The following is a 22787-nucleotide window of genomic DNA, read 5'->3' as shown; positions in this document are numbered from 1 at the left end:
GCCGGCGCGGGTTCCTTTTTTGATGACCTGTATCGCTTAGGAGATCGAACATGAAACTTCATCCTCTGTACGACCGGGTGATCGTCAAGCGGATCGAACAGCAGCGCAAGACGGCTTCCGGCATCGTGATCCCCGACTCGGCCGCCGAGAAGCCCGAACAGGGCGAGGTGCTCTCGGTCGGCCAGGGCAAGCTGCTCGCCGACGGCACGCTGCGGCCGCTGCAGCTGAAGGCCGGAGACCAGGTGCTCTTCGGCAAGTACGCGGGACAGACGGTCAAGGTCGACGACGAGGAACTGCTGGTGCTGCGCGAGGACGATGTTCTGGCGACCATCGAGACCAGCGAGCGCGGCGGCCTCAAGCGCGTCGCCTGATGACGATGATGAAGAAGATGTCCCAGACCTGTTGAGAAAGGAGTGATGAAAAAATGACTGCCAAGGACGTCCGGTTCCACGACAACGCCCGCCAGCGCATCGTCGCGGGGGTGAACATCCTTGCCGATGCCGTGAAGGTCACGCTCGGTCCGAAGGGCCGCAACGTGCTGCTCGAGCGCAGCTTCGGCGCACCCGCCATCACCAAGGACGGCGTGTCGGTGGCCAAGGAAATCGAACTGGCCGACAAGTTCGAGAACATGGGCGCACAGATCGTCAAGCAGGTGGCCTCCAAGACGGCCGACGTGGCCGGCGACGGCACCACCACCGCCACCGTGCTCGCGCAGGCCATCGTGCAGGAAGGCATGAAACACGTGGCCTCGGGCATGAACCCGATGGACCTGAAGCGCGGCATCGACAAGGCCACGGCCGCCGTGATCGACGAGCTGCGCAAGCTCTCCAAGCCCATCTCCACCGGCAAGGAGATCGCGCAGGTGGCGGCGCTTTCGGCCAACGCCGACGAGTCCATCGGCAAGATCATTGCCGACGCGATGGAGAAGGTCGGCAAGGAAGGCGTGATCACGGTGGAAGACGGCAAGTCGCTCGAGAATGAGCTCGACGTGGTCGAGGGCATGCAGTTCGACCGCGGCTACCTGAGCCCCTACTTCATCAACGACCCCGAGAAGCAGGTGGCGCACCTGGATGAGCCGCTGGTGCTGCTGCACGACAAGAAGATCTCGAACATCCGCGAGCTGCTGCCGGTGCTCGAAGCCGCCGCCAAGGCCGGCAAGCCGCTGCTGATCGTGGCCGAGGAAGTCGAGGGCGAGGCGCTTGCCACGCTGGTGGTCAACGCCATGCGCGGCGTGCTCAAGGTGGCGGCCGTCAAGGCGCCGGGCTTCGGCGACCGCCGCAAGGCGATGCTCGAGGACATTGCGGTGCTCACGGGCGCGACGGTGATCTCCGAGGAAACCGGCAAGCAGCTCGACAAGGCCACGCTCGAGGACCTGGGCCGCGCCAAGCGCGTCGAGGTGCAGAAGGAGAACACCATCATCATCGACGGCGCGGGCGAGCAGGCGCAGATCGACGCGCGCGTGAAGTCGATCCAGGCGCAGATCGAGCAGGCGACCAGCGACTACGACCGCGAGAAGCTGCAGGAGCGCGTGGCCAAGCTCGCGGGCGGCGTGGCGGTGATCCGCGTGGGCGCCGCGACCGAGGTCGAGATGAAGGAGAAGAAGGACCGCGTCGACGATGCGCTGCACGCCACGCGCGCGGCGGTCGAGGAAGGCATTGTGCCGGGCGGCGGCGTGGCGCTGCTGCGCGCACGCGCCGCGGTGTCGAGCCTCCAGGGTGCCAATGCCGACCAGGACGCGGGCATCCGCATCGCGCTGCGCGCGCTGGAGGCGCCGCTGCGCGCGATCGTCGAGAACGCGGGCGTCGAGCCTTCGGTGGTGGTGGCCAAGGTGCTCGAGGGCAAGGGCAACCATGGCTACGACGCCGCCACCGGCGAGTACGGCGACCTGGTGCAGCTCGGCGTGGTCGATCCGACCAAGGTCACGCGCACCGCGCTGCAGAACGCGGCATCGATCGCGGGCCTGATCCTCACCACCGACGCCACGGTGGCCGAGCTGCCGAAGCCGGCCGAGAAGGCGCCCGCGATGCCGGCGGGCGGCATGGACTATTGAGCCCGGCCGATCCGCCATGAAGCAGCAAGCGGCGTCCCTCGCGGGGCGCCGCTTTTTCTTTTCGTGCGTCTTTCCCGCCGCGAGCAGCCCCGGCGCAGTTAGCTCAGACTAAGGGCCATGCAAGCCATGACGCCGCCGACCGGCTCCCGGCCTCCTGCACGCCGGGCGCGCCACGCATGCGCCGCATCGCTGTTGCTGGCGGCGCCGCTGGCCAGTGCGCATGTGCCCGAGGCGGCCGCAACGCCCACGCTCGGCTGGAGTCTGGAGCCCTGGGTGCTGGCCTGCCTGGGCGCGAGCCTGCTGCTCTACCTGGCCGGCCTGCTGCGCCTGTGGCGCAAGGCCGGTGCGGGCCGCGGAGTCGGCATGCGGCGCGCGGCTTCGTTCGGCGCAGGCTGGCTCGCGCTGGTGCTGGCGCTGGTCTCGCCGCTCGATGCGCTCGGCGGCTATCTTTTTTCCGCGCACATGGTGCAGCACGAGGTGCTCATGATCCTGGCCGCGCCGCTGCTGGTGATCGGCCGGCCGCTGGCGGTCTGGACCTGGGCGCTGCCGGCGCCATGGCGCATGCGAACCACGCGCCTGGTGCGGCAGCCCGCGGTGGCCGCCACATGGGAAGTGCTGACCTGTGCGCCGGTCGCCTGGGCCCTGCACGGCCTCGCGCTCTGGGCCTGGCACCTGCCGCTGTTCTTCGAGGCGGCACTGCGCAGCCAGGCCGTGCACAGCCTGCAGCATGCGAGCTTTCTTGCGACGGCGCTGCTGTTCTGGTGGCCGCCGCTCGCCGGCGCTTCGCGCGCCGGGCATGGCGGCTCGATGCTGTATCTCTTCACGACCATGGTGCACACCGGCGCCCTCGGCGCGCTGCTGACCTTTTCGACCATGCCCTGGTATCCGGCCTATGGCACCGCCACGCCCGCGCTGGGCTTCGACCTGCTCGAGGACCAGCGCCTGGGCGGGCTCATCATGTGGGTGCCGGCCGGCCTGGCCTACCTGGTGGTGGCGCTGGTCGCGGCGGCGCGGCTGCTGCAGGGCGGCCCCGCGCGCGCGGCACCGGGCGCCATGCCGCCTAGGTAGTCAGCGCATCAGCCGTTGCCGACGGCGAAGTCGGCTTGCCGCCCTACAACTGGCGGTCCTTGCCTTGCTAAGTTGCTGAGGCCCTCATGCCGGACTCACGGTCGATGCGAAGCCAGAAACACACCAAGAAGAAGCGCTGCGCCGGATGGGCCGGCCTGCTGCTGCTGAGCAGCCTCTTGCCGGCCTCGCTCGCGCTCGCGCAGCCCGCGCCGGCCGACGGCGTGCCGCACGGCGGCGGCGACGGCGAATGGACCATGGCCGCGCGCGACCATGCGGGCACGCGCTTCAGCCCGCTGGCCGAGATCACGAGCGCCAACGCCGCGAAGCTGCAGCCGGCCTTCACCTTTTCCACCGGCGTGGTGCGCGGACACGAGGCCGCGCCGCTGGTGGTGGGCGGCACGATGTACATCGTGGGCCCCTACCCCAACACGCTCTTCGCGCTCGACCTCGCCAAGCCCGGCGCGCCGCTCAAGTGGAAGTTCGAGCCCAGGCCCGAGGCCGGCTCGCAGGGCGTGGCCTGCTGCGACCAGGTCAACCGCGGCGCCGCCTATGCGGACGGCCGCATCTTCTTCAACACGCTGGACAACCAGACCCTCGCGGTCGACGCGGCAAGCGGCGCCGAGCTCTGGCGCGCGAAGCTCGGCGACATCCGCAGCGGCGAGACCATGACGATGGCGCCGCTGGTGGTCAGGAACAAGGTGCTGGTGGGCAACAGCGGCGGCGAGTTCGGCGTGCGCGGCTGGCTTGCGGCGCTCGACGCGGCCACCGGCAAGACCGTGTGGCGCGCATGGAGCACGGGGCCGGACAGCGACGTGCTGATCGGCCCGCAGTTCAAGCCCTTCTATGCGCAGGACCGCGGCAAGGACCTGGGCGTGAGCTCCTGGCCGCCCGAGGCCTGGAAGATCGGCGGCGGCAACGCATGGGGCTGGATCTCCTACGACCCCGAGCTCGACCTCGTCTACTACGGCACCGGGAACCCGGGGCCATGGAATCCCGAGCAGCGCCCGGGCGACAACCGCTGGACCGCCGGGATCTTCGCGCGCCGCCCGGACACCGGCGAGGCGGTCTGGTTCTACCAGTTCAGCCCGCACGACCTGCACGACTACGACGGCGTGAACGAGAACATCCTGGTCGACGCCGAAGTGGGCGGCAAGCCGCGCAAGGTGCTGGTCCACCCCGACCGCAACGGCCACGTCTACCTGCTCGACCGCGCGAGCGGCGAGGTGCTGTCGGCCCGGCCCTTCGTGAAGGTGACGACCTCCCTGGGCGTGGACCTGCAGACCGGCCGCCTGCGCCAGGACCCGGCCAGGGAGCCGAAGGTCGGCAAGACCATCCGCGGGATCTGCCCGGCCTCGCCCGGCGGCAAGGACTGGCAGCCTTCGGCGTACTCGCCGCGCACGCGGCTGGTCTACATCCCGCACCAGAACCTGTGCCAGGACAGCCAGTCCTCCCAGGTCAGCTACATCGCGGGCACGCCGTATGTGGGCACCGATGCGCGCATGTACGCGGGGCCCGGCGGCCAGCGCGGCCGCTTCACCGCATGGGACCCGGCCGCCGGCAAGGCCGCATGGACGAAGGAAGAGAATTTCCCGGTCTGGAGCGGCGCGCTCGCGACCGCGGGCGACGTGGTCTTCTACGGCACGATGGATGGCTGGTTCAAGGCCCTCGATGCACATACGGGCGCACTGCTGTGGCAGTACCGGACCGACTCCGGGATCATCGGCCAGCCGGTGTCCTACCGCGGGCCCGACGGCAGGCAGTATGTGGCCGTGCTGTCGGGCGTCGGCGGCTGGGCGGGCGCGGTGGTTTCGGGCGACCTGGACGCGCGCGACGGCACCGCAGCGCTGGGTTTCGCCAACGCCATGAGAGACCTGCCCGCGGCCACGCGCAAGGGCGGCAAGCTGTATGTCTTCAAGCTGCCGGACTGACTTCGCGCGCGCCGCCTGCGCCGCCCTGCTTGCACTGGCGGGTGCGCTGCCCCGTGCCGGCGCGCAGGAGCCGGCCGCCGCATTGCGCGTCTGCGCGGAGCCCGACAACCTGCCCTACTCGCGCGAGGATCAGAGCGGCTTCGAGAACCGCATCGCACGCCTGCTGGCCGACGACCTGGGTCTGCCGCTGCAGTACGCATGGCTGCCCGACCGGCGCGGCTTCGTGCGCAAGACGCTCGGCGCCCATGCCTGCGACGTGATCATCGGCGTGCCCGCGGGCGACGAGCGCGTGCTGGCCACGAGGCCCTACTACCGCTCGAGCTATGTGTTCGTGCAGCCCGCGGCGCGGGCCGAGATGGCCGATGCGCTGCGCTCCTTCGACGATGCCCGCCTGCCCGCGCTGCGCATCGGCGTGCAGCTGGTGGGCAACGACCTGGCCGCGACGCCGCCGGGCCATGTGCTGGCGCGGCACGACGCGGTGCGCAACGTGGTCGGCTTCACCGTGTCCGGCGACGGGCCGCCCGCGCAGCGCATGGTGGAGGCGGTGGCGCAGGGCGAGCTCGATGCCGCGGTGGTCTGGGGGCCGCAGGCGGGCTACTTCGCGGCCCGCGCCACACCGGCGCTGCGGCTCACGCCGGCCGCGGCGCCCGGCGATCCGGACCTGCCTTTCAGCTTCTCGATTGCAATGGGCGTGCGCAAGGACGACCGCGCGATGAAGGCGCGGCTCGACGATTTCCTGCTGCGGCGCGGCGCCGACATCGGCCGCATCCTCGATGCCTATGCGGTGCCGCGCCTTCCCGTCTCGAACGGGGAGCCGCCATGAGAACGCCGCCGCTGCGGATGGCCGGCACCGCGGTGCTCGCGCTCGCATCGAGCCTGGCGCTGTGCGCCTGCGAGCGCGAGATGCGCCGCTTCGAGACGCCGCCCGACAACCGCGCGGCGCCGCGCCCCGAAGCACCGAGGACCAGCGCGCTGCAGCCGGCCGAGGCGCGCAGCGATCCGGTGCGCCTGCCGGCGGGCAACGGCGAAGGCTACGAAGACAACGCCTACAACGTGGCGCAGGGCAAGCGCCTGTACCGCTGGTACAACTGCGCCGGCTGCCACGCGCAGGGCGGCGGCGGCATGGGGCCCGCGCTCATCGACGACCAGTGGCGCTACGGCAGCGAGCCGGCGCAGGTCTTCAGCACCATCATGCAGGGGCGGCCCAACGGCATGCCTTCGTTCGGCGGGCACCTGAGCGAGGACCAGGTGTGGCAGCTCACCGCCTATGTGCGCTCGATGAGCGGCCAACTGCGCAAGGACACGGCCCCCGGCCGCGCCGATGCCCTGCAGGCCAACGAACCGGAAGCCGCGCGCGACCGCGAACCCGCGCGCCCGGGAGCGAAATGATGATGGACGCGCTGCACGACGTGCTCGCCCCCTTCGGTCCGCAGGCCGGCCATGTGCGCGGCCTGTGGACGCTGACGCTGGCGGTGTGCACCGTGGTCTTCGCAGCCGTGCTGGCGGCGCTGCTCGTCGCGCTGCTGCGCGCGCAGCGCGCGGGCGCGGAAAGCGCGCCGGACCTGTCGTCCCTGGGCCGGCCCGAGCCCGGCCGCCGGCGCAGCGTGATCGCGGCCGTGGCGGCCTCCACGCTGCTGCTGCTCGCGCTCATCGCGGCCAGCATCTTCACCGACCGCGCGCTCGCGCGGCTGTCCACCGACGGCGCGCTGCGGCTCGAGGTGACGGCCCACCAGTGGTGGTGGGAGGTGCGCTACGTGGAGCCGCAGGTGGCCGACAGCTTCATGACCGCCAACGAGATCCATGTGCCGACCGGCCGGCCCGTGATCGTCACGCTCAAGGCCGACGACGTGATCCACAGCTTCTGGGTGCCGAGCCTCGCGGGCAAGAAGGACCTGATCCCGGGCCGCACCGCCACCCTGAATTTCCGCGCCGACCGCGACGGCATCTACCGCGGCCAGTGCGCCGAGTTCTGCGGCTCGCAGCATGCGTTGATGGCCTTCTTCGTTCTGGCCGAGCCGCCCGAGCGCTATGCGGCCTGGGCCGCGGCGCAGCGCCGTACGGCGGGCGAACCCGCAGAAGGCCAGCCGCTGCGCGGCCGCGAAATTTTCATGCGTTCGAGCTGCGCGATGTGCCACGCCATCGACGGCACCTCGGCGCAGGCCGTGCGCGGGCCGAACCTCACGCACCTGGCAAGCCGCAGCACGCTGGCCGCGGGCAGCCTGGCCAACACGCCGGAAGACCTGCGGCGCTGGATCGCCGATCCGCAGCAGGTCAAGCCCGGCACCTACATGCCCGCCACCCGGCTCTCGTCCGAAGACATGGGCGCGCTGGTGGGCTACCTGCAGACCCTGCGCTGATGAACGACGAACGCGCCATGCAGCAGCAACCCGGCCGCACCCCCGCCCCGCCGCACCTGATGAAGGACGGCCCCGGCCCCGGCTCGCCCGAAGCCGCCGCGCTGGACGCCACCTGGCGCGATCCGCCCGGGCTGCTCGGCTGGCTGGCCGCCGTCAACCACAAGGCGATCGCGCGCCGCTTCATCGTCACCACCTTCTGCTTCTTCGTGGCGGGCGGGCTGCTTGCGTTCGTGATGCGGCTGCAGCTCGCGCGGCCCGGCGCGCGGCTGGTCGGGCCCGATCTCTACAACCAGCTGTTCACGATGCACGGCTCGACCATGATGTTCCTCTTCGCCGTGCCGGTGATGCAGGCCGTGGCCGTGTACCTGCTGCCCCTGATGCTGGGCACGCGCAGCGTCGCCTTTCCGCGCCTGAACGCCTTCGCCTACTGGATCTTCCTGTTCGGCGGGCTGATGCTCTACGCGGTGTTCGCGCTGGGCGCCGCGCCCGACGTGGGCTGGTTCTCGTACGTGCCGCTCGCGGGGCCCGACTATTCGCCCGGCAAGCGCACCGACTTCTGGGCCCAGATGATCACCTTCACCGAGCTGTCGGCGTTGCTGGAGGCCATCGTGGTGATCACCACCGTGTTCAAGCTGCGCGCGCCGGGCATGGCGCTCAACCGCATTCCGCTGTTCGCCTGGGCCATGCTGGTGACGGCCTTCATGGTGCTGTTCGCGATGCCCGCGGTGATGCTGGCGAGCACCACGCTGATCACGGACCGGCTGGTCGGCACGCACTTCTACAACCCGGCCGAGGGCGGCGACGCGGTGCTCTGGCAGCACCTGTTCTGGTTCTTCGGCCACCCCGAGGTCTACCTGATCTTCCTGCCCGGCCTGGGCTTTCTCTCGGCCATCATCCCGACCTTCGCGCGGCGGCCGATCTTCGGCTACACGGCCATGGTACTGGCGCTGATCGCCACCGCCTTCCTGGCCTTCGGGCTGTGGGTGCACCACATGTTCGCGGTCAACCTGCCGGAGCTCGGCAAGAGCTTCTTCACCGCGGCGAGCATGCTGATCGCCATTCCCTCGGCCGTGCAGATCTTCTGCTGGATCGCCACGCTGTGCAGCGGCCGGCTCGACTTCAAGACGCCGCTGCTCTTCGCGCTCGGTTTCTTCTTCATCCTCGTGCTGGGCGGCCTGACCGGCATCATGCTGGCGTCGGTGCCGCTGGACCTGCAGGTGCACGACAGCTACTTCGTGGTGGCGCACCTGCATTACGTGCTGATCGGCGGCGCGGTGTTTCCGCTGTTCGGCGCCTTCTACTACTGGTATCCCAAGATCACCGGCCGGCTCATGAGCGAGCGCCTCGGGCGCTGGAACTTCTGGCTCTTCTTCGTCGGCTTCAACGTGACCTTCTTCCCGATGCACCTGCTCGGCCTCCGGGGCATGCCGCGCCGGGTCTACACCTACCAGGCGGGCCTGGGCTGGGACACGCTGAACCTGGTCGCGACCCTCGGTTCCTGGATCATCGCGCTGTCGGCGCTGCTGTTCGTGGTGAACGCGCTGCGCAGCCTGCGCCGCGGCGCGCCCGCGGGCCCCAACCCCTGGGGCGCCGGCACGCTCGAATGGGCCACCGAGTCGCCGCCGCCGCCATGCAACTTCCACGCGATTCCGGTGGTGCACGGCCGCGATCCGCTCTGGGAGCCGCCGCGCGCCGCGGCCGACGGCAGGCCACCGCCCTTCACGCACGTGGGCGGTCTCGCGGCCCATACGCGCGAGCTGCTCGCCACCACCGTGCTCGATGCGCGGCCCGACCTGCGCGTCAACTTCCCCGACCCGACCATCTGGCCGCTGGTCAGCGCACTGGCCGTCACGGTGCTGTTCATCGGCTCCATCTTCACGCCATGGGCCGTGGTGTGGGGCAGCATCCCGATCGCGATCGCGCTCACGGCCTGGTTCTGGCCCCGGCGCGCGGAAACCGCGGTGCACCTTCGCCTGGAGCAGGGGCCATGACGGCGCCACGGCGCGAGCTCGACGTCTCGGCCCTGCCGAGCTATGCCTTCGGCCACCGCAGCCTGATGTGGTGGGGCACCTTCGGCCTGATCGCGATCGAGGGCACGATCTTCGCAATCGCCATCGGCGCCTACCTGTACCTGCGCAGCCAGGCGGACAGCTGGCCCCTCGGCGCACCGCCGCCCGACCTGCTGTGGGGCTCGGCCAACACGCTGATCCTGCTCGCGAGCATCTGGCCGAACCAGAAGGCCAAGCGCGCCGCCGAAGCCCGCGACCTGGTGCGCACGCGCGGCTGGCTGCTGGTGTGCCTGCTGTTCGCGCTGGCCTTCCTGGTGCTGCGGGGCTTCGAGTTTGTGGCGCTGCACACGCGCTGGGACCACAACGCCTACGGCTCGGTCGTCTGGACCCTGCTCGGGCTGCACACGGTGCACCTGCTCACCGACACCTACGACACGGCCGTGCTGGACGTGCTGCTGTTCACCGGCCCGATGGAAGGCCAGCGCTTCGTCGACGTGAGCGAGAACGCGCTGTACTGGTACTTCGTCGTGTTCTCCTGGCTGCCGATCTACGCGGTGATCTATGGCGTGCCGCGCCTTCATTGAATCGAGGGAGAACGGGCCATGACCAAGCTGCACGCCTCGAAGACATGGCTCGCGCTGCTCGTGGTGCCCGCCTTCGCGCTGCTCTGCCAGACGCTCGCGTATGCCGCGGTTCCCCAGGCCTGCACCCTGCAGACGACGCTGCTGCTGCATGCGCTGAGCATCGGCGCGCTGCTGGGCTGCCTCGCGCCCACGCTGCTCGCGGGCGGCGAATGGCGGCGCCTGGGCAGCGGCGTACAGGCCGGCGGTACGCTGGACAGCGACGCGGCGGCGCCCGCCGTGCGCCAGCGCTTTCTCGCGGCGCTGGCGACCGGCATGGGCGCACTTTTCACGCTGCTGGTGGCGGCGCAATGGTTCGCGGCCTGGGTGCTGTCACCCTGCCTGCAATGAACAGGGCGGCTCTGAGTGCCCGCGTTCACAGGGCGGGGGGAATGCGGATTTCGATCGGATGCGTGCGCTCATGGCGCTGCTGGCATTCGAGGCAGCGCGCCGAGGCCGGCATGGCCTCGAGTCGATCGAGCGGAATCTGCACGCCGCAATCGATGCAGGTTCCGAACTCGCCGGTGCGCAGGCGCTCGCGCGCGGCCTCGATGTCCCGCAGCTCGGACACGTCGCGCTCCACTTCCGCGCCCCGGAGCGCGCCGCGCAGCCGCTCCTCGGCCGCGTCCACCGTGTCCGGCACCTGGACGTGCGGGGTGCGGGTGGGCGCCTCGTCCTCGTCGGCCTTGGCGGCTCTCAGTTCGCTTTCGAGTTCGGCCGCCCGCTCGTCGAGCTTGCGGTTCCATTGCGCTTTTTCAGTGTTGTCCATGGCAGAGTGGCAGGCAATCGGCATGCCCGCCGCGGGCCGCCATCGGAACATCCAGCCGCAGGATTCGAATGGATTTGCAGCAGCCGCAACAACAGCACCTCGACGCCGTTCTCCTGGCCGCCTTGCGCGCGGCACCGCGCCGGTATCGCCTGCCTCCTCTGCCGGTCGATGCCGAGGCGGCCGTGGCGGGCGGCACGCAGGCCACGCTCGCCTTTGCGATCGAGGCCGCGCGCACCGGGCCCGCACCAGGCATCCAGGCGCTTTTCACCCGCGCGCTGGCGCACTTGATCCGCGAGGCGCTCGCGCCCGGACGCGGCGACCCGGCGTTCCAGGCCGCCATGCTGCAGGCGCGGGACGCGCAGGTGCATGAGCATGTGCAGCTGTCCCGGCAGCGCGCGGCCGATCGGCGCACCCTCAGGATGGCGGTCGATGCCATCGCGCATCCCGGCAAGCTGCGGCGCGAGGCGGCCGGCGCCCTGCGCGACGCGCTGGCCCGGCTGCACGGCCTTGCGGCCGCGGGCGCATGGGCGGAACTGGCAGAGGCCATCGGGCAGCTGCTCGCGCAGGAACTCCCCGGCCCCGGAAATTTCCGCGCGCCGCTGGAAGCGATCCACGCAAGCCCCGCGCTGCGGCGGCTGGTGCGCGGCAGCGAGCTGCTCCGGCGTGAGAGCGTGCAGCGCTACCAGGCGCTGTGCGAACGGCGCGGACCGCTCGCGGGCAGCGATGCCGCGGCCGCCGAAGGGCGCGCATCGGCGCAGCAGGGCCGGATCGCCGAACACGCCGCGGTCGAGGCCTTCCGCGAGATCGCCGGCATGCTGAACCGCCATAGCGAGGGAGCCGCCACCTACCGCGTCGCACGCGGTCTTCGCACGCCGCGCGGCTTTCCGGGAGAAGCGAGCAAGGCCAAGGAGGAGTGGGACGCCGCCATCGTGCGCGGGGGCGATGCGGGTGGCGCCAGCCTCGTTCTCCTTGCCGAAACCAAGGCCTCGCCCGCCGCGGCCACCTCCGACTTTCCGCGCCTGCTGCGCGGCCTGCGGCGCCTTGCGAAGGCCCGCGCCGACGCGGTCTACGCCTTTGCATCGGCCGACGGCGAGCAGCGCATTGCCGGCGCCTCGCTGCAGGGCCTGCGCCCGGTCCGCCGCCTGTTGCCGCCCCACGTGATCTATTGCTGCTCGGCACCGCCCGAGGCCCTGCCGCAGCCGCTGGGCGCCGCAACCAGGGCCGTGCTGCTTGCCGAGCCCGCGAGCCTGGCTTTCGCGCAGCAGCTCGCACGCGACGAGGCGCCATCGCATGCCGCACTGGCCCCGGTCTGGCACGCGCTGGCCACGGCACCGCGGCTGCAGGCCGCATTGCACCAGTACGAAACCGCGCAGAAGGCACGCGCGGCCATGCTGCATCCGGACGACCTGCTGGCGTCGGTGGCGCACGGCCTGGAGCGTTCCTACTCTTCTTCCTGAGTGGCCAGTTCCTTCGCCACCGCGCGCCGGCCCTCGGGCGACAGCACGTGCAGGGATCGCGCCGGAATCGCAAACTCCACGCCCAGCCGCGCGAACTCGCGCATCATCTGCAGGTTGAGGCGCTGCTGCTCGTCCATGTAGAGCCCGTAGTCCGGCGTGGTCACGAAGTACACGACCTCGAAGTCGAGCGAGCTCTCGCCGAAGGCCTGGAAGTGCACGCGGTCCAGCCGCAGCGACGGCCGCGACTCGATCAACCGCTTCACGATGCCCGGTATGGCCTCCAGCTGTTCGGGCGTGCTGCGGTAGCTCACGCCAAACTTGAAGGCAATGCGGCGCTCGTCCATGCGGCGATAGTTCTTCACGGTCTGCTTGAGCAGGTCGGTGTTGCCGATCACGATCTGCTCGCCGCTCAGGCTGCGCAGCCGCGTGGTCTTGAGGCCCACGTGCTGCACCGTGCCCGAGAGCCCGCCGACACCGATCGCATCGCCCACCTCGAATGGCTTGTCGACTGCGATGGACAGCGAGGCGAACAGGTCGCCCAGGATGTTCTGCATCGCAAGCGCAATCGCAATGCCGCCCACGCCCAGGCTGGCGACGAAGGCGGTGATGTTGACGCCCAGGTTCGACAGCACCGCCAGCAGGATCACCGCCCACAGCACGGTGCGCATCGACCACGACATCAGCGTGGCCGATGCGCTGACCTGCGTCATGCTCGCGGAGGAGTGGCGCTGCTCGTAGCGGCGCAGCCCGAAGCCGATGGCCCGGGTGAACCACAGGCCCGCCTGCAGCGCAATGGCAATGAACCACAGCTGCCCGACGCGCTGGTTCCAGCGCTCGGGCAGCTCGAGCATGCCCACGCCGACGAGCAGCGCGGCCAGCACCAGGAATGCGCGGTTGGTGCCGGCCAGCACTTCGACCACCGTGTCGTCGATGCGATTGCTCGTGTGCTGCGCGATGCCGCGCATGCGCCCGATCATGTAGCGCAGCACCAGCCGCATCGCCAGGTAGGCGGCAAGCGCGGCGGCCACCGCCAGCGCCAGATCGGGCACCGGCAGCCCCAGCAGCGTTGCATCGGCCAGCGTGTCGAGCGCTTCATTCATCGGAGAACGGCCTTTCCGGGCTTGGAGTGAAGGAAGGTCATCGCTGCGGGTTGTGCGGCAAATATTGCCGCACATGCGAGAGCGCTACCCGGCGGCTCGCTCAGCTCTTCGGACGGACATGGATCTCCGGAAACTTCTCGTCGTAGAAAGCCATGCGGCCCTTCAGCGCCTGGTGCTCGTCGTACGGAGCTTCATACGACCAGATCGCGTCGTCGAGCTGCCGCTCGCCCACGTTCAGGCTGTAGTAGCTCGCGGTGCCCTTGAACGGGCATTCGGTCGTGGTCTGCGAACGCTTGAGCTTGTCCGTGCGGACGTCGGTGCGCGGAAAGTAGTAGCGCACCGGCGACTTGTCCTCGACCACCTTGATCACGTCCGCCGAGCTCGCGACGACCATGCCTTCGACCTCGACCTCCATCGGCTGGCGAAGCGGCTCTTCGCGCACCTGGTGGTCGGGCCATTTCTGGTGTCCTGGTGATTTGCTCATTTCTTGGTACTCCTGGAGGGATCGAGATGGTCCCGAAACCAGTCGCGCGCCAGCTTGGACACCGCGCCCAGCGCTTCGGGTTCCTCGAAAAGATGCGTTGCGCCGGGCACGAGCGAAAGCCGCTTCTCGCCGCGCAGCACCGCAAGGGCTTGCCAGTTCATGTCGATCACCGGCCCGTCATTGCCGCCGACGATCAGCAGCGTGGGCGCGCGCACGCGCTCGAGCGCGGGCCCGGCCAGGTCGGGCCGCCCGCCGCGCGAGACCACGGCGTGCACCGCGTCGGGCCGCTGCGCCGCGGCCACCAGCGCGGCACCCGCACCGGTGCTCGCGCCGAAGTAGCCGATCCTCAGGCCCGCGGCGGGCTCGTAGTCGCACAGCCAGTCGGTCAGGCCGACGAGCCGGTCGGCCAGCATGTCGATGTCGAAGCGCAGCTCGCGCGTGCGCTCGTCGACGGCCTCTTCGTCGGAGGTCAGGAGGTCGACGAGCAGCGTGGCCAGCTTCGCCTCGTTGAGGCTCTCCGCGACCTGTCGGTTGCGCGGGCTGAAGCGGCTGCTGCCGCTGCCATGCGCAAACAGCACGATCCCGCGCGAGGCCGCCGGCAGGCACAGGTCGGCCTCCAGCGTCACGGAAGAGCGCAGCGGAATGCGGAGCGCGCGGCGCTCGAAGGTTCTGGATGGGGGGTCCAATTTGGCTTCCTTTGCGCGAGGCACTTCACACATTGCCCGGCCTCGCCATCGGTCACCTTAATTTTTTGCAGCGGCTCTTCTGTAGGGCGATGCTCACATTCGCGTAGGTGCAGTGGAGCGTTGCATATTGAAAGAAAACTGCGCTGCAGGTGGGTCCATGGCGCCGCGTGCTCATGGTGCGACGCGCTCCGTGCCAGGATTGATTGATTGGCAGGCGCCGCAACGCGTCCCGCAAAAGGAGGCCACCATGAAAGTCGAGATCACGAAAGCACCCGTCGCACAAACGGAGATGCTGGTTCGCAAGCCCGTCGCAGAGGTGTTCGAAGCGTTCATCGATCCCCGTGTGACAACCAACTTCTGGTTCACCAAAAGCAGCGGCCGGCTCGAGGCCGGCCGTGAAGTCAGATGGGACTGGGAGATGTATGGGGCATCCACATCGGTGCTCGTGAAAGACATCGAACCCGACAAGCGCATCGTGATCGAGTGGGACGGATACAGCGGCCGCACGACGGTCGAATGGACGTTCTCCGCACGCGAGGATGGAACGACCTACGTCGTCATCACGGAGTCTGGCTGGACGGGTGACGGAGACGAACTCTTCAAGTACGTTGCCGAGTCGACCCAAGGCTTCACCTGGACGCTTGCAGGACTCAAGGCGTTTCTCGAGCATGGCATCAAGCTGAATCTTGTGGCGGACAAGAACCCCGATGCGCTCAAGGCAGGCTGGCAGCGGGCCTGACCGTTCATTGCCTCTTGCGGCCGGCGCGCACGCACTGGCTTAGAAAGTCTCCCAGTCTCCGCTGGCGGCGGACGAGCCCGCGATCGCCGCCACCGGCTTGCGCGGCGGTGCAGCGGCAAGTGCACGGCGAGCCGGCTGGACCGGTTGCTCGACACGCGCCTGGACGGGTGCGGGCCTGGGCGGCGCCGCGGCGGGTTCCTCTTCGTCGTCGTCGAGCTTGAAGGTGGCCACCACCTGCGAGAGGCTGTCGGCCTGTTCCTGCAGCGACTGGGCCGCGGCCGCCGCCTCCTCGACCAGCGCCGCGTTCTGCTGCGTCACCTGGTCCATCTGCGCGATCGCCTGGTTCACCTGCTCGATGCCCTGCGCCTGCTCGTGGCTGGCCGCGGTGATCTCGCCGATGATGTCCGTCACGCGCTTGACGCCGCTCACGATCTCTTCCATCGTCTTGCCGGCCTCGCCGACGAGCGCACTGCCCACGTCGACCTTGCCCACCGAATCGTCGATCAGGCCCTTGATCTCCTTGGCCGCCGCGGCCGAGCGCTGCGCGAGGCTTCTCACTTCCGACGCGACCACCGCGAAGCCGCGGCCCTGCTCGCCGGCGCGCGCGGCTTCGACAGCCGCATTGAGCGCCAGGATGTTGGTCTGGAACGCGATGCCGTCGATCACGCCGATGATGTCGACGATCTTCCGGGAAGAAGCATTGATCGACGCCATGGTGTCGACCACCTGCCCCACCACGCTGCCGCCCTTCACGGCCACTTCGGAGGCCGAGAGCGCGAGCTGGTTGGCCTGCCGCGCGTTGTCGGCGTTCTGCTTGACGGTGCTCGTGAGCTCTTCCATCGAGGCCGCGGTCTGTTCGAGCGAGCTCGCTTGCTCCTCGGTGCGCGAGGACAGCTCCTGGTTGCCGGCCGCGATCTGCCCGGACGCCACCACGATCGAATCGGTCGATGCCTTGATGCGCGTCACCACGTCCGTCAGCGTGTCCTCCATCTCGCCCATGCCGCGCAGCAGCCGCCCGAAATCGCCGCCGCGCTCGGTCTCGAATTCCTTGCTGAGGTCGCCCGAGGCCACGGTCTCCGCGATGAAGATCGCCTCGCCAAGCGGCTGCATGATGCTGCGCGCGAGCCAGACGCTGCAGCCCACGCCCGCCAGCAGCGCGGCGAGCCCGAAGCCCGCCATGAGGTTGCGCGTCGACGCGATATGCCGTGCGAGCTCCGGGGCGACGCCGCTGCCGGCGACCTCCTGAAGGCCCGAGATGCCGATCGCGAGCCCCGTCGCCATCAACAGCAACACGATCCCGAACGCCGCGCCCAGCTGGGCACTGATCTTCCAATTGCGCATGTGCTTTTTCCGTGACGGCCGCCGATGCGGGGCCAGGTTGCCTGGTATATCGGCAGTGCGGCGGCGGAACTTGAGGGTGCGGGCCTAGGCGTAAACCCGGGGTTCGCCCTACGAGCGCCCGGCCTGGCGCGGAACGCTGCGGGCCGCCCTGGAATGAAAAAAGCCCCAAGCAGTTGATCTACTTAGGGCTTTTTTGATTTTGATGGTCGCCTGCGGACGACCTCAAAATGATGAATGGTGGCCTGGGGCGGAATCGAACCACCGACACGCGGATTTTCAATCCGCTGCTCTACCAACTGAGCTACCGGGCCTTGGTGTGCAGCCTTAAATTATACAGCGCTTCTGCGCCCTCTCGAAAGATCGACGCCAAGTTGTTTGAGCTTGCGGTACAGATGCGTGCGTTCCAGGCCGGTCTTCTCGGCCACGCGGGTCATCGAACCGTTCTCCATGGCCAGGTGGAATTCGAAGTAGGCCTTCTCGAAGCCGTCGCGTGCATCGCGCAGCGGGCGGTCGAGGTCGAAGCTCTGGGTCGACTGCGGACCGGCGTCGGGCACCGGCACGGAGGCGAGCGAGGCCAGCAGCAGGCTGTCGCCGGTGGTGGTGATGGCGGCCGAGGGGTTGATGCCCGGGGCCGGGGGCACCACGCCCGCCGCCGCGCGCCTGGCGTTCTCACGCGCGAGGCCCTGCTCGACGGCCTTCAGGAGCTTCTGCAGCGTGATGGGTTTTTCGAGGAAAGCGAAGGCGCCGATGCGGGTGGCGTCGACGGCGGTGTCGATGGTGGCGTGGCCGCTCATCATGATGACGGGCATGCTCAGCAGCCCGGCGGTGGACCATTCCTTGAGCAGCGTGACGCCGTCGGTGTCGGGCATCCAGATGTCGAGCAGCACGAGATCGGGCCGTGCGCGCTGCCGCGCTGCGCGTGCCTCGGCCGCGTTTTCCGCCAACTCCACGTTGTGGCCTTCGTCATTGAGAATTTCGAAGAGCAGGTCCCTAATGCCCAGCTCGTCATCGACCACGAGAATGTTTGCCATGAGTGCTGCTTGTTGTATGCGCCGGTATCTGCAATGTGTGTAGGGTCCGCCAGCCGCCCCATCGTCTGCGCGCGACGGGTTTGTTTCACGCTCAGGCGGCGGAAGACTTCGGATCTTCGGTGTGAGCGACCGCTGTTTGCGGCTCGCCTGCCAGCGCGAATGATAGCGAGACTTGCGCCCCTGCTACAGCCCCATCGACAACGCGGTTGGAAAGCTCGATGCGCGCGCCGTGCTCGTCCGCGATCTTCTTGACCACGGCCAGTCCCAAACCTGTACCTTTTGTTTTCGTGGTGACGTAGGGCTCGAAGGCGCGCTTGAGGATGTTCTCGGCAAAGCCCGGCCCGCTGTCCTGCACGGTCAGGCGCACGCGCTGGCCCGAATCGCCCAGACGGGTGCGGATGACGACCTCGCCGGCGCGGCCGGTGGTGCTGGCGGCGGCCTCGGCAGCGTCCTGGGCGTTCTGCAGCAGGTTGTGGATGACCTGGCGGATCTGCTGGGCGTCGCCGCGGATGGGCGGGCAGCGCTCGTCGAGCTCGGAGCGCAGCGCGATCGGCGCGTTCTCGGCGCTGTAGAGCTGGAGCACGTCGGCCAGCAGCGCGTTGAGGTCGACCGGCTTCAGGTCGGCCGCGGGCAGGCGGGCGTAGTCGCGGAATTCGTTGACCAGCCGCTTCATGGCGTCGACCTGGTCGACGATGGTCTTGACCGACTTGACGAGCACGGCCTGCTCGGGCGGCGCGACCTTGCCCGAGAGCTTCATTTCGAGCCGCTCGGCCGAGAGCTGGATGGGCGTGAGCGGGTTCTTGATCTCGTGGGCCAGGCGGCGCGCCACTTCGCCCCAGGCCTGGGCACGCTGGGCGGAGACGATTTCGGAAATGTCGTCGAACACCAGCAGCCGCGCGGCCCCTGGCAGCTCGGCGCCGCGCGCCACGATGTTGATGGCGCTGTCCTGCTGCGGCAGGTCGGTGCCGCTGGCATGCAGCTCGAAGGCGTGCTGCCAGTGGTCCAGGCCGTGCTGCAGGCGCTCGACCTGGAATTCGTCGAACTGCTGCTGCACGCTGTTGCCGAAGTCCGCGAGCCCGGGCACCTGGGCGAGCGGCATGCCCTCGTAGGCCGCCAGCGGGGCGCGCAGCACGCGGGTGGCGCCGGGGTTGGTGGAAAGGATGGTGCCCTTGGCGTCGAGCACGATCACGCCGGAGGTCAGGTTGTCCAGGATGGTCTGCAGGTTGGCGCGGGCGGCGTCGAGCTGGCCCATGGTCTTTTCGACGGCGCCGCGGGCATCGGCCAGTTGCTGGGTCATGACGGCGAAGGAGCGCGTGAGGCCGCCCAGCTCGTCCTTGCCCTGCAGCACGGCGGTCGGCCGCAGGTCGCCGCCGGCCACCTGGCGCACGCCGTCCGCCAGCACGAGCAGCGGCCGCGCGAGCTGGTTGCCGAACAGCACGGCCAGCAGCACGGCGCCGAACACGGCCAGGAAAAGACTCAGCGTGAGGGTGCCGATGTACATGCGCCGCAGGCCCTCGCGGGCCAGGGCCCGCTCCTGGTATTCGCGGTTGGCCTCCTGCACGGCGAGTGCGTTGGCCACCACCGCGGGCGGCAGCGGCTGCGTCACCTGCAGGAAGCGCGGCGCCGTGTCGAAGTCGAAGCCCGGCCGCTGCACCATCGCGAGCGCGCGCACGGTGGCGGGCGGCAGGTTGGTGCCCGGCGCCGCGGTTTCGTCCAGGCCCTCGATGTGGGCGATGGCGCGGTCGGCGCGCACCTGCCGCAGCTGCTGGGTGGTCGGCCGCTCGGGGTTGAGTTGGAAGCGCGAGGCGCCGGCGCCGGCCACCAGCTGACCGGTGCCGGTCCAGAGCACCACGTCGCTGGCCTGGAGCTGGTCGCGGATGCGCTCGAGGACGAGGCCGGCGCTCGCGTCGGGCACCTGCACCAGCTGGGCGCTGGCCACGCGCGTCTTGGCGGCCAGGTCGTCCGCAAGCGAGTCGAGCGTGGCGCGGCCGAGGTTCAGGCCGGCGTCGAGCGCGCCCTCCACCTTGACGTCGAACCAGCTTTCGATCGAACGCGCCACGAACTGGTAGGACACCACGTAGACCAGCGCGCCCGGCACCACGCCCACCAGCGCGAAGATAGCCGCCAGCTTGATGAGCAGGCGGCTGCCGAACTTGCCCTGGCGCAGCCGCCGCAGCAGCCGGAAGGCGACCCAGCCGATCACCAGCACCAGCAGCACCGCCACCACCACGTTGATGCCGAAAAGGCGCACGTAGTAGCGCTCGTACAGCGCGCGGTTGTTGGTGGCCTGGGCCAGCAGGAACATCAGCACCAGGCCGATGGCCGTGACCAGCGCGGCGCCCACGCCCACCGCCCAGCGCAGCGCGCGGGCGCGGCGGGCGGCGGGCGTGGCCGCTGCGCCGCTGCGCGGCTTGCTGCTCACCGCTGCTTCTCCAGCGCGAGCTTGGCGCTGCGCTCGGCCACGATGTTCCAGTCGGCCTGGCCGACCACGCCGATCTGGAACGGACGCGGCAGCTGCGAGGTGTCGAGCCGGAAGCGGAACACGACCTGGTGCTGCGCCTCGTCGCCCACCTCGGCCGCATCGCCCAGCCGCAGCCGGCCGACGCGCTTGACGGCGTCCATGGCGTCGGCGAGGCTGTCGAAGTTCTGGTTCAGCGAAACGCCGAAGCCCGCGGTGCCGGTGATGGGCACCGGCGACACGTTGAGCCGCCAGCGGCGCGTGAGCGGCTGGTAGGCCAGCCGCATGTGGCGCGTGACCTGGGCCACCTTGCGGTCGGTCCAGTACCAGCGCTCCTGGAAGACCTCGGCCTCGGCCACGAAATAGATGGCAATGCCCTTGTCGAGCACTTCCTCGACCAGCGAGGGCAGCTCGAACTGCACGGCCGCGGTGAGGTAGACGCCGTCGTCGGCCTGTTCCAGCCGCATCTGGGTGACCGATGGCACGACGCGCCCCTGCGCCACCGCAATCGGAAGCAGGCAGGTCAGCAGCAATGCCCAGGCCAGCACGAGCCCGGCCAGCGGCGCCAGGATGCGCCGCCTGCGGGCCTCAGCGCGGACGTTTTTCAAGCAGGGCGTAGAAGAAGCCGTCGTGGTCACCTGAGGGATTGTCCGGGACGGCGCGGGCATTCGCCCCGCTTTGGGGAAGCAAATGGCCCGGCGATGCCCCCAATCGGGCGTCGGTGTTGTGCGCAAGGAACGCATCGATTTGTTGCGAGCCTTCTTCCCGGAAGACGGAACAGGTGCAGTAGAGCAGCCGGCCGCCGGGCCGGACCAGGGGCCAGAGGGCCGCGAGCAGCGCCGCCTGCTGGACCGCCAGCTGGGCGGTGTCGCTCTCGCGGCGCAGCCAGCGCACGTCGGGATGGCGCCGGACGATGCCCGAGGCGGTGCACGGCGCATCGAGCAGGATCGCGTCGAAGGGCGTGCCGTCCCACCAGGCGGCCGGCCGCGCGGCGTCGGCCACCACCACCCTGGCGGACAGGCCGAGCCGGCCCATGGTTTCGTCGATGCGGCGGCTGCGGGCGGCATCGACCTCGAGCGCCGTCACCTCGATGGCCGCCGGCCCGGCAAATTCCAGCAGGTGCGCGGTCTTGCCGCCGGGAGCGGCGCAGGCGTCGAGCACGCGCAGGGGGGCCGCGCCGGCCGCGGGCAGCAGGCCTTCGAGCAGCAGCGGCGCGGCCAGCTGCGCGGCGGCGTCCTGCACCGAGCATTCGCCGTCGGCAAAACCGGGCAGCTGCTGCACCGGGCGCGCGCGCGCCAGCTGCAGGCCCGCCTCCCCCACCCGGACGGCCGAAAGGCCCACCGCCTGGAGCGCCAGCTGATAGGAAGCCACGGTGGTCTTGCGCAGGTTGACGCGCAGCGTCATCGGCGGCTGCGCGTTGTCGGCGGCAAGCACCCGCTGCCAGTCGCGCGGATGGTCGCGCTTGAGCCGCTCGATCCACCAGCGCGGATGGTTCCACTGTGCGACCGGCTCATGGTCGGTGGCGGCCACGAGTTCGTCGCGCTCGCGCAGGAAGCGGCGCAGGCAGGCGTTGATGAAGCTCGCTTGGGCGCGCGTGGCGGGATTGCGCTTTGCCGCCTCGACGGCCTGGTCGACCAGCGTGAAGGGCTCGTAGGGCGCATGCTGCGCATCCCAGGCCAGCGCCAAAGCGGTGCACAGGAGCGCGTCGGGCAGCGGCGGCGGCGTGCGCTTGGCCAGGTGGCGGCGCAGGGCCTCGGCGCGGCCGAGCCAGCGCAGCACCTGGAAGCCGAGCGCCTGCACGCCGGGGCGCATCGCGGGCTCGACGGCTTCGAACGCGACGGTGCCCGAGCTGCCGGCGCGAATCGACGCGAGCGCCGCTGCGGTCAGCTGCAGCTGGCGCCACAGCGGAGGTTGCATCGGCGGCGCGGTGCCGGCGGAATGATCGGAAGTTAGTTCTGACAAGTTGGGGCGATGGTAATGGGCGTCAACGGGCGCGCGGCTGGCGCGGCGCCCCGCGAGCGTACGGAGAAAAAATGCAACGCCGGCGTCCGGGCGGCTTCAAAGCAGCGGCGCGGCCGGACGCAAACGCACCATCCATGCCACCAGCAGCGCCGGAAACTGGACGATGGCGGCGTTGTACTGCCCCACCGCCAGATTGAACTGGCTGCGTGCGATTTCCGCGGCGGCCGAAGGCTCGGGCCAGGCCATGGGTTCCAGTGTGCCGGAGGCCGAACCGGCACCGGCGCCGGCCGGCAGCAGCGGCGCCGGCCGCGAGAGCGTTCCGTCCGCCTCGAAGACCGTCACCGCGTCCGGATGCTGGCGCTGCCAAGCCGTGATCAGCACCTGCAGCGCCGTGGCCAGCGCGGCCATGCCGCCGGGGTCGAGCGGATGCAGGCGGGTGGCGCCAAGCAACGTCGCAAGCTGGTTGGTGGCGGCCTGCAGCGGCGCCACGGCCGACGAATGGCTGGACGCATCCTTTTCCGGCAGGGCGGCCGTGATGCTGGCCTGGACGAAGTCCAGCTGCTTCCGCAGGGCCGCATCGAGCGTCGCATAGGCCTGGAGCACGGCCGCGCGCAGCCGCACGAGCCGGTTGTACGCGCCCACGAACCAGAACAGCAGCACGGCAATGACGATCCAGCCGACCATCGAATCGGGCAACACGCTCATCGGCAAAAACGCCTCGCAATAGA

Annotated in this window: 22 protein-coding genes and 1 tRNA gene; 12 read left to right on the top strand and 11 right to left on the bottom strand. The window is 69.8% G+C overall.

The features are described 5' to 3' along the window. Positions 1-50 precede the first annotated feature (50 nt). The 10 genes from groES (at position 51) to ACAM58_RS03690 (ending at position 10383) form a co-directional block, all read left to right on the top strand. Complete coding sequence (gene groES / locus ACAM58_RS03735) at positions 51-371, top strand: co-chaperone GroES (protein ID WP_145742341.1); 321 nt, start codon at positions 51-53, stop codon at positions 369-371. A gap of 53 nt (positions 372-424) precedes the next feature. Further along, positions 425-2050, top strand: a complete 1626-nt coding sequence (gene groL, locus ACAM58_RS03730) for a chaperonin GroEL (protein ID WP_369664182.1) — start codon at positions 425-427, stop codon at positions 2048-2050. A gap of 126 nt (positions 2051-2176) precedes the next feature. Then, complete coding sequence (locus tag ACAM58_RS03725; RefSeq protein WP_369664470.1) at positions 2177-3118, top strand: cytochrome c oxidase assembly protein; 942 nt, start codon at positions 2177-2179, stop codon at positions 3116-3118. A 104-nt stretch (positions 3119-3222) separates the two neighbouring features. Continuing rightward, entirely contained in the window at positions 3223-5046 is a 1824-nt protein-coding gene (locus tag ACAM58_RS03720) for a methanol/ethanol family PQQ-dependent dehydrogenase (protein WP_369664181.1), read from the top strand. Beyond that, the gene (locus ACAM58_RS03715; RefSeq protein WP_369664180.1) at positions 5024-5869 is read left to right on the top strand and encodes a substrate-binding domain-containing protein; all 846 of its coding nucleotides are present in this window, start codon (positions 5024-5026) and stop codon (positions 5867-5869) included. Before ACAM58_RS03720 ends, ACAM58_RS03715 begins: the two co-directional genes overlap by 23 nt. After that, positions 5866-6435, top strand: coding sequence for a c-type cytochrome (locus ACAM58_RS03710; protein WP_012745852.1), 570 nt, complete (start codon positions 5866-5868; stop codon positions 6433-6435). Before ACAM58_RS03715 ends, ACAM58_RS03710 begins: the two co-directional genes overlap by 4 nt. Further along, positions 6432-7403, top strand: coding sequence for a cytochrome c oxidase subunit II (coxB, locus tag ACAM58_RS03705; RefSeq protein WP_369664179.1), 972 nt, complete (start codon positions 6432-6434; stop codon positions 7401-7403). Before ACAM58_RS03710 ends, coxB begins: the two co-directional genes overlap by 4 nt. Before the next feature lie 59 nt (positions 7404-7462). After that, on the top strand, positions 7463-9394 hold the full coding sequence (gene ctaD / locus ACAM58_RS03700; RefSeq protein ID WP_369664469.1) for a cytochrome c oxidase subunit I: 1932 nt from the start codon (positions 7463-7465) through the stop codon (positions 9392-9394). Next, entirely contained in the window at positions 9391-9996 is a 606-nt protein-coding gene (locus tag ACAM58_RS03695; protein WP_062363499.1) for a cytochrome c oxidase subunit 3, read from the top strand. The genes ctaD and ACAM58_RS03695 overlap by 4 nt, the downstream gene beginning before the upstream one ends. A gap of 18 nt (positions 9997-10014) precedes the next feature. Further along, a complete protein-coding gene (locus ACAM58_RS03690) occupies positions 10015-10383 on the top strand; it encodes a hypothetical protein (protein WP_018903814.1) in 369 nt (122 codons plus the stop codon). Positions 10384-10408: 25 nt separating this feature from the next. Here ACAM58_RS03690 and ACAM58_RS03685 read toward each other — a convergent pair whose 3' ends face one another. Next, positions 10409-10801, bottom strand: a complete 393-nt coding sequence (locus ACAM58_RS03685; protein ID WP_012745847.1) for a TraR/DksA family transcriptional regulator — start codon at positions 10799-10801, stop codon at positions 10409-10411. Positions 10802-10869: 68 nt separating this feature from the next. On the opposite strand from ACAM58_RS03685, the gene ACAM58_RS03680 reads away from it, so the two are divergent. Then, positions 10870-12258, top strand: a complete 1389-nt coding sequence (locus ACAM58_RS03680) for a hypothetical protein (protein ID WP_369664178.1) — start codon at positions 10870-10872, stop codon at positions 12256-12258. Here the strand turns inward: ACAM58_RS03680 and ACAM58_RS03675 are convergent. The 3 genes from ACAM58_RS03675 to ACAM58_RS03665 form a co-directional block, all read right to left on the bottom strand. Beyond that, on the bottom strand, positions 12243-13358 hold the full coding sequence (locus ACAM58_RS03675; protein ID WP_049808390.1) for a mechanosensitive ion channel family protein: 1116 nt from the start codon (positions 13356-13358) through the stop codon (positions 12243-12245). The genes ACAM58_RS03680 and ACAM58_RS03675 overlap by 16 nt on opposite strands. A gap of 100 nt (positions 13359-13458) precedes the next feature. Continuing rightward, positions 13459-13842, bottom strand: coding sequence for a DUF427 domain-containing protein (locus tag ACAM58_RS03670; RefSeq protein ID WP_369664177.1), 384 nt, complete (start codon positions 13840-13842; stop codon positions 13459-13461). Beyond that, positions 13839-14561: a DeoR family transcriptional regulator gene (locus tag ACAM58_RS03665; RefSeq protein WP_049808391.1), complete on the bottom strand. Its 723-nt coding sequence runs from the start codon at positions 14559-14561 to the stop codon at positions 13839-13841. The genes ACAM58_RS03670 and ACAM58_RS03665 overlap by 4 nt, the downstream gene beginning before the upstream one ends. Positions 14562-14775: 214 nt before the next feature. Between ACAM58_RS03665 and ACAM58_RS03660 the strand changes: the two genes are divergently transcribed. Then, positions 14776-15267 (top strand): SRPBCC family protein, encoded by a 492-nt coding sequence (locus tag ACAM58_RS03660; RefSeq protein ID WP_369664176.1) that lies wholly within the window; start codon positions 14776-14778, stop codon positions 15265-15267. Positions 15268-15306: 39 nt separating this feature from the next. Here the strand turns inward: ACAM58_RS03660 and ACAM58_RS03655 are convergent, their stop codons facing one another. From ACAM58_RS03655 to ACAM58_RS03625, 7 genes are all read right to left on the bottom strand, one after another. Continuing rightward, entirely contained in the window at positions 15307-16608 is a 1302-nt protein-coding gene (locus tag ACAM58_RS03655) for a methyl-accepting chemotaxis protein (RefSeq protein ID WP_369664175.1), read from the bottom strand. Between the two features lie 235 nt (positions 16609-16843). Beyond that, a tRNA-Phe gene (locus ACAM58_RS03650) sits at positions 16844-16919 on the bottom strand. A gap of 18 nt (positions 16920-16937) precedes the next feature. After that, positions 16938-17639 (bottom strand): response regulator, encoded by a 702-nt coding sequence (locus ACAM58_RS03645; protein ID WP_012745757.1) that lies wholly within the window; start codon positions 17637-17639, stop codon positions 16938-16940. A 91-nt stretch (positions 17640-17730) separates the two neighbouring features. Beyond that, positions 17731-20061 carry an ATP-binding protein gene (locus ACAM58_RS03640; RefSeq protein WP_369664174.1) on the bottom strand — a complete coding sequence of 777 codons (2331 nt, stop codon included), beginning with the start codon at positions 20059-20061 and terminating at the stop codon, positions 17731-17733. Next, the gene (locus tag ACAM58_RS03635; RefSeq protein WP_012745755.1) at positions 20058-20705 is read right to left on the bottom strand and encodes a DUF4390 domain-containing protein; all 648 of its coding nucleotides are present in this window, start codon (positions 20703-20705) and stop codon (positions 20058-20060) included. Before ACAM58_RS03635 ends, ACAM58_RS03640 begins: the two co-directional genes overlap by 4 nt. Then, a complete protein-coding gene (gene rsmB, locus ACAM58_RS03630; protein ID WP_369664173.1) occupies positions 20686-22014 on the bottom strand; it encodes a 16S rRNA (cytosine(967)-C(5))-methyltransferase RsmB in 1329 nt (442 codons plus the stop codon). The genes ACAM58_RS03635 and rsmB overlap by 20 nt, the downstream gene beginning before the upstream one ends. Positions 22015-22155: 141 nt before the next feature. Then, positions 22156-22764 carry a hypothetical protein gene (locus tag ACAM58_RS03625; protein WP_012745753.1) on the bottom strand — a complete coding sequence of 203 codons (609 nt, stop codon included), beginning with the start codon at positions 22762-22764 and terminating at the stop codon, positions 22156-22158. Between the last annotated feature and the right edge of the window lie 23 nt (positions 22765-22787).

The organism is Variovorax sp. V116 (assembly GCF_041154435.1).
GTDB lineage: Bacteria > Pseudomonadota > Gammaproteobacteria > Burkholderiales > Burkholderiaceae_C > Variovorax > Variovorax paradoxus.
Note: the sequence above shows the minus strand (reverse complement) of the source record. Positions and strands in the feature narration are given on the sequence as shown.

Excerpts from the sequence above, each read along its gene's own strand:
- ACAM58_RS03680 (WP_369664178.1), top strand. The coding sequence starts at position 10,870 with ATGGATTTGCAGCAGCCGCAACAACAGCACCTCGACGCCGTTCTCCTG.
- ACAM58_RS03710 (WP_012745852.1), top strand. The coding sequence starts at position 5,866 with ATGAGAACGCCGCCGCTGCGGATGGCCGGCACCGCGGTGCTCGCGCTC.
- ACAM58_RS03655 (WP_369664175.1), bottom strand. The coding sequence starts at position 16,608 with ATGCGCAATTGGAAGATCAGTGCCCAGCTGGGCGCGGCGTTCGGGATC.
- ACAM58_RS03645 (WP_012745757.1), bottom strand. The coding sequence starts at position 17,639 with ATGGCAAACATTCTCGTGGTCGATGACGAGCTGGGCATTAGGGACCTG.
- groL (WP_369664182.1), top strand. The coding sequence starts at position 425 with ATGACTGCCAAGGACGTCCGGTTCCACGACAACGCCCGCCAGCGCATC.
- ACAM58_RS03715 (WP_369664180.1), top strand. The coding sequence starts at position 5,024 with ATGTCTTCAAGCTGCCGGACTGACTTCGCGCGCGCCGCCTGCGCCGCC.
- groES (WP_145742341.1), top strand. The coding sequence starts at position 51 with ATGAAACTTCATCCTCTGTACGACCGGGTGATCGTCAAGCGGATCGAA.
- ACAM58_RS03625 (WP_012745753.1), bottom strand. The coding sequence starts at position 22,764 with ATGAGCGTGTTGCCCGATTCGATGGTCGGCTGGATCGTCATTGCCGTG.
- ACAM58_RS03695 (WP_062363499.1), top strand. The coding sequence starts at position 9,391 with ATGACGGCGCCACGGCGCGAGCTCGACGTCTCGGCCCTGCCGAGCTAT.
- ACAM58_RS03665 (WP_049808391.1), bottom strand. The coding sequence starts at position 14,561 with ATGTGTGAAGTGCCTCGCGCAAAGGAAGCCAAATTGGACCCCCCATCC.
- rsmB (WP_369664173.1), bottom strand. The coding sequence starts at position 22,014 with ATGCAACCTCCGCTGTGGCGCCAGCTGCAGCTGACCGCAGCGGCGCTC.
- ACAM58_RS03675 (WP_049808390.1), bottom strand. The coding sequence starts at position 13,358 with ATGAATGAAGCGCTCGACACGCTGGCCGATGCAACGCTGCTGGGGCTG.
- ACAM58_RS03685 (WP_012745847.1), bottom strand. The coding sequence starts at position 10,801 with ATGGACAACACTGAAAAAGCGCAATGGAACCGCAAGCTCGACGAGCGG.
- ctaD (WP_369664469.1), top strand. The coding sequence starts at position 7,463 with ATGAAGGACGGCCCCGGCCCCGGCTCGCCCGAAGCCGCCGCGCTGGAC.
- ACAM58_RS03720 (WP_369664181.1), top strand. The coding sequence starts at position 3,223 with ATGCGAAGCCAGAAACACACCAAGAAGAAGCGCTGCGCCGGATGGGCC.
- ACAM58_RS03690 (WP_018903814.1), top strand. The coding sequence starts at position 10,015 with ATGACCAAGCTGCACGCCTCGAAGACATGGCTCGCGCTGCTCGTGGTG.
- coxB (WP_369664179.1), top strand. The coding sequence starts at position 6,432 with ATGATGATGGACGCGCTGCACGACGTGCTCGCCCCCTTCGGTCCGCAG.
- ACAM58_RS03660 (WP_369664176.1), top strand. The coding sequence starts at position 14,776 with ATGAAAGTCGAGATCACGAAAGCACCCGTCGCACAAACGGAGATGCTG.
- ACAM58_RS03725 (WP_369664470.1), top strand. The coding sequence starts at position 2,177 with ATGACGCCGCCGACCGGCTCCCGGCCTCCTGCACGCCGGGCGCGCCAC.
- ACAM58_RS03670 (WP_369664177.1), bottom strand. The coding sequence starts at position 13,842 with ATGAGCAAATCACCAGGACACCAGAAATGGCCCGACCACCAGGTGCGC.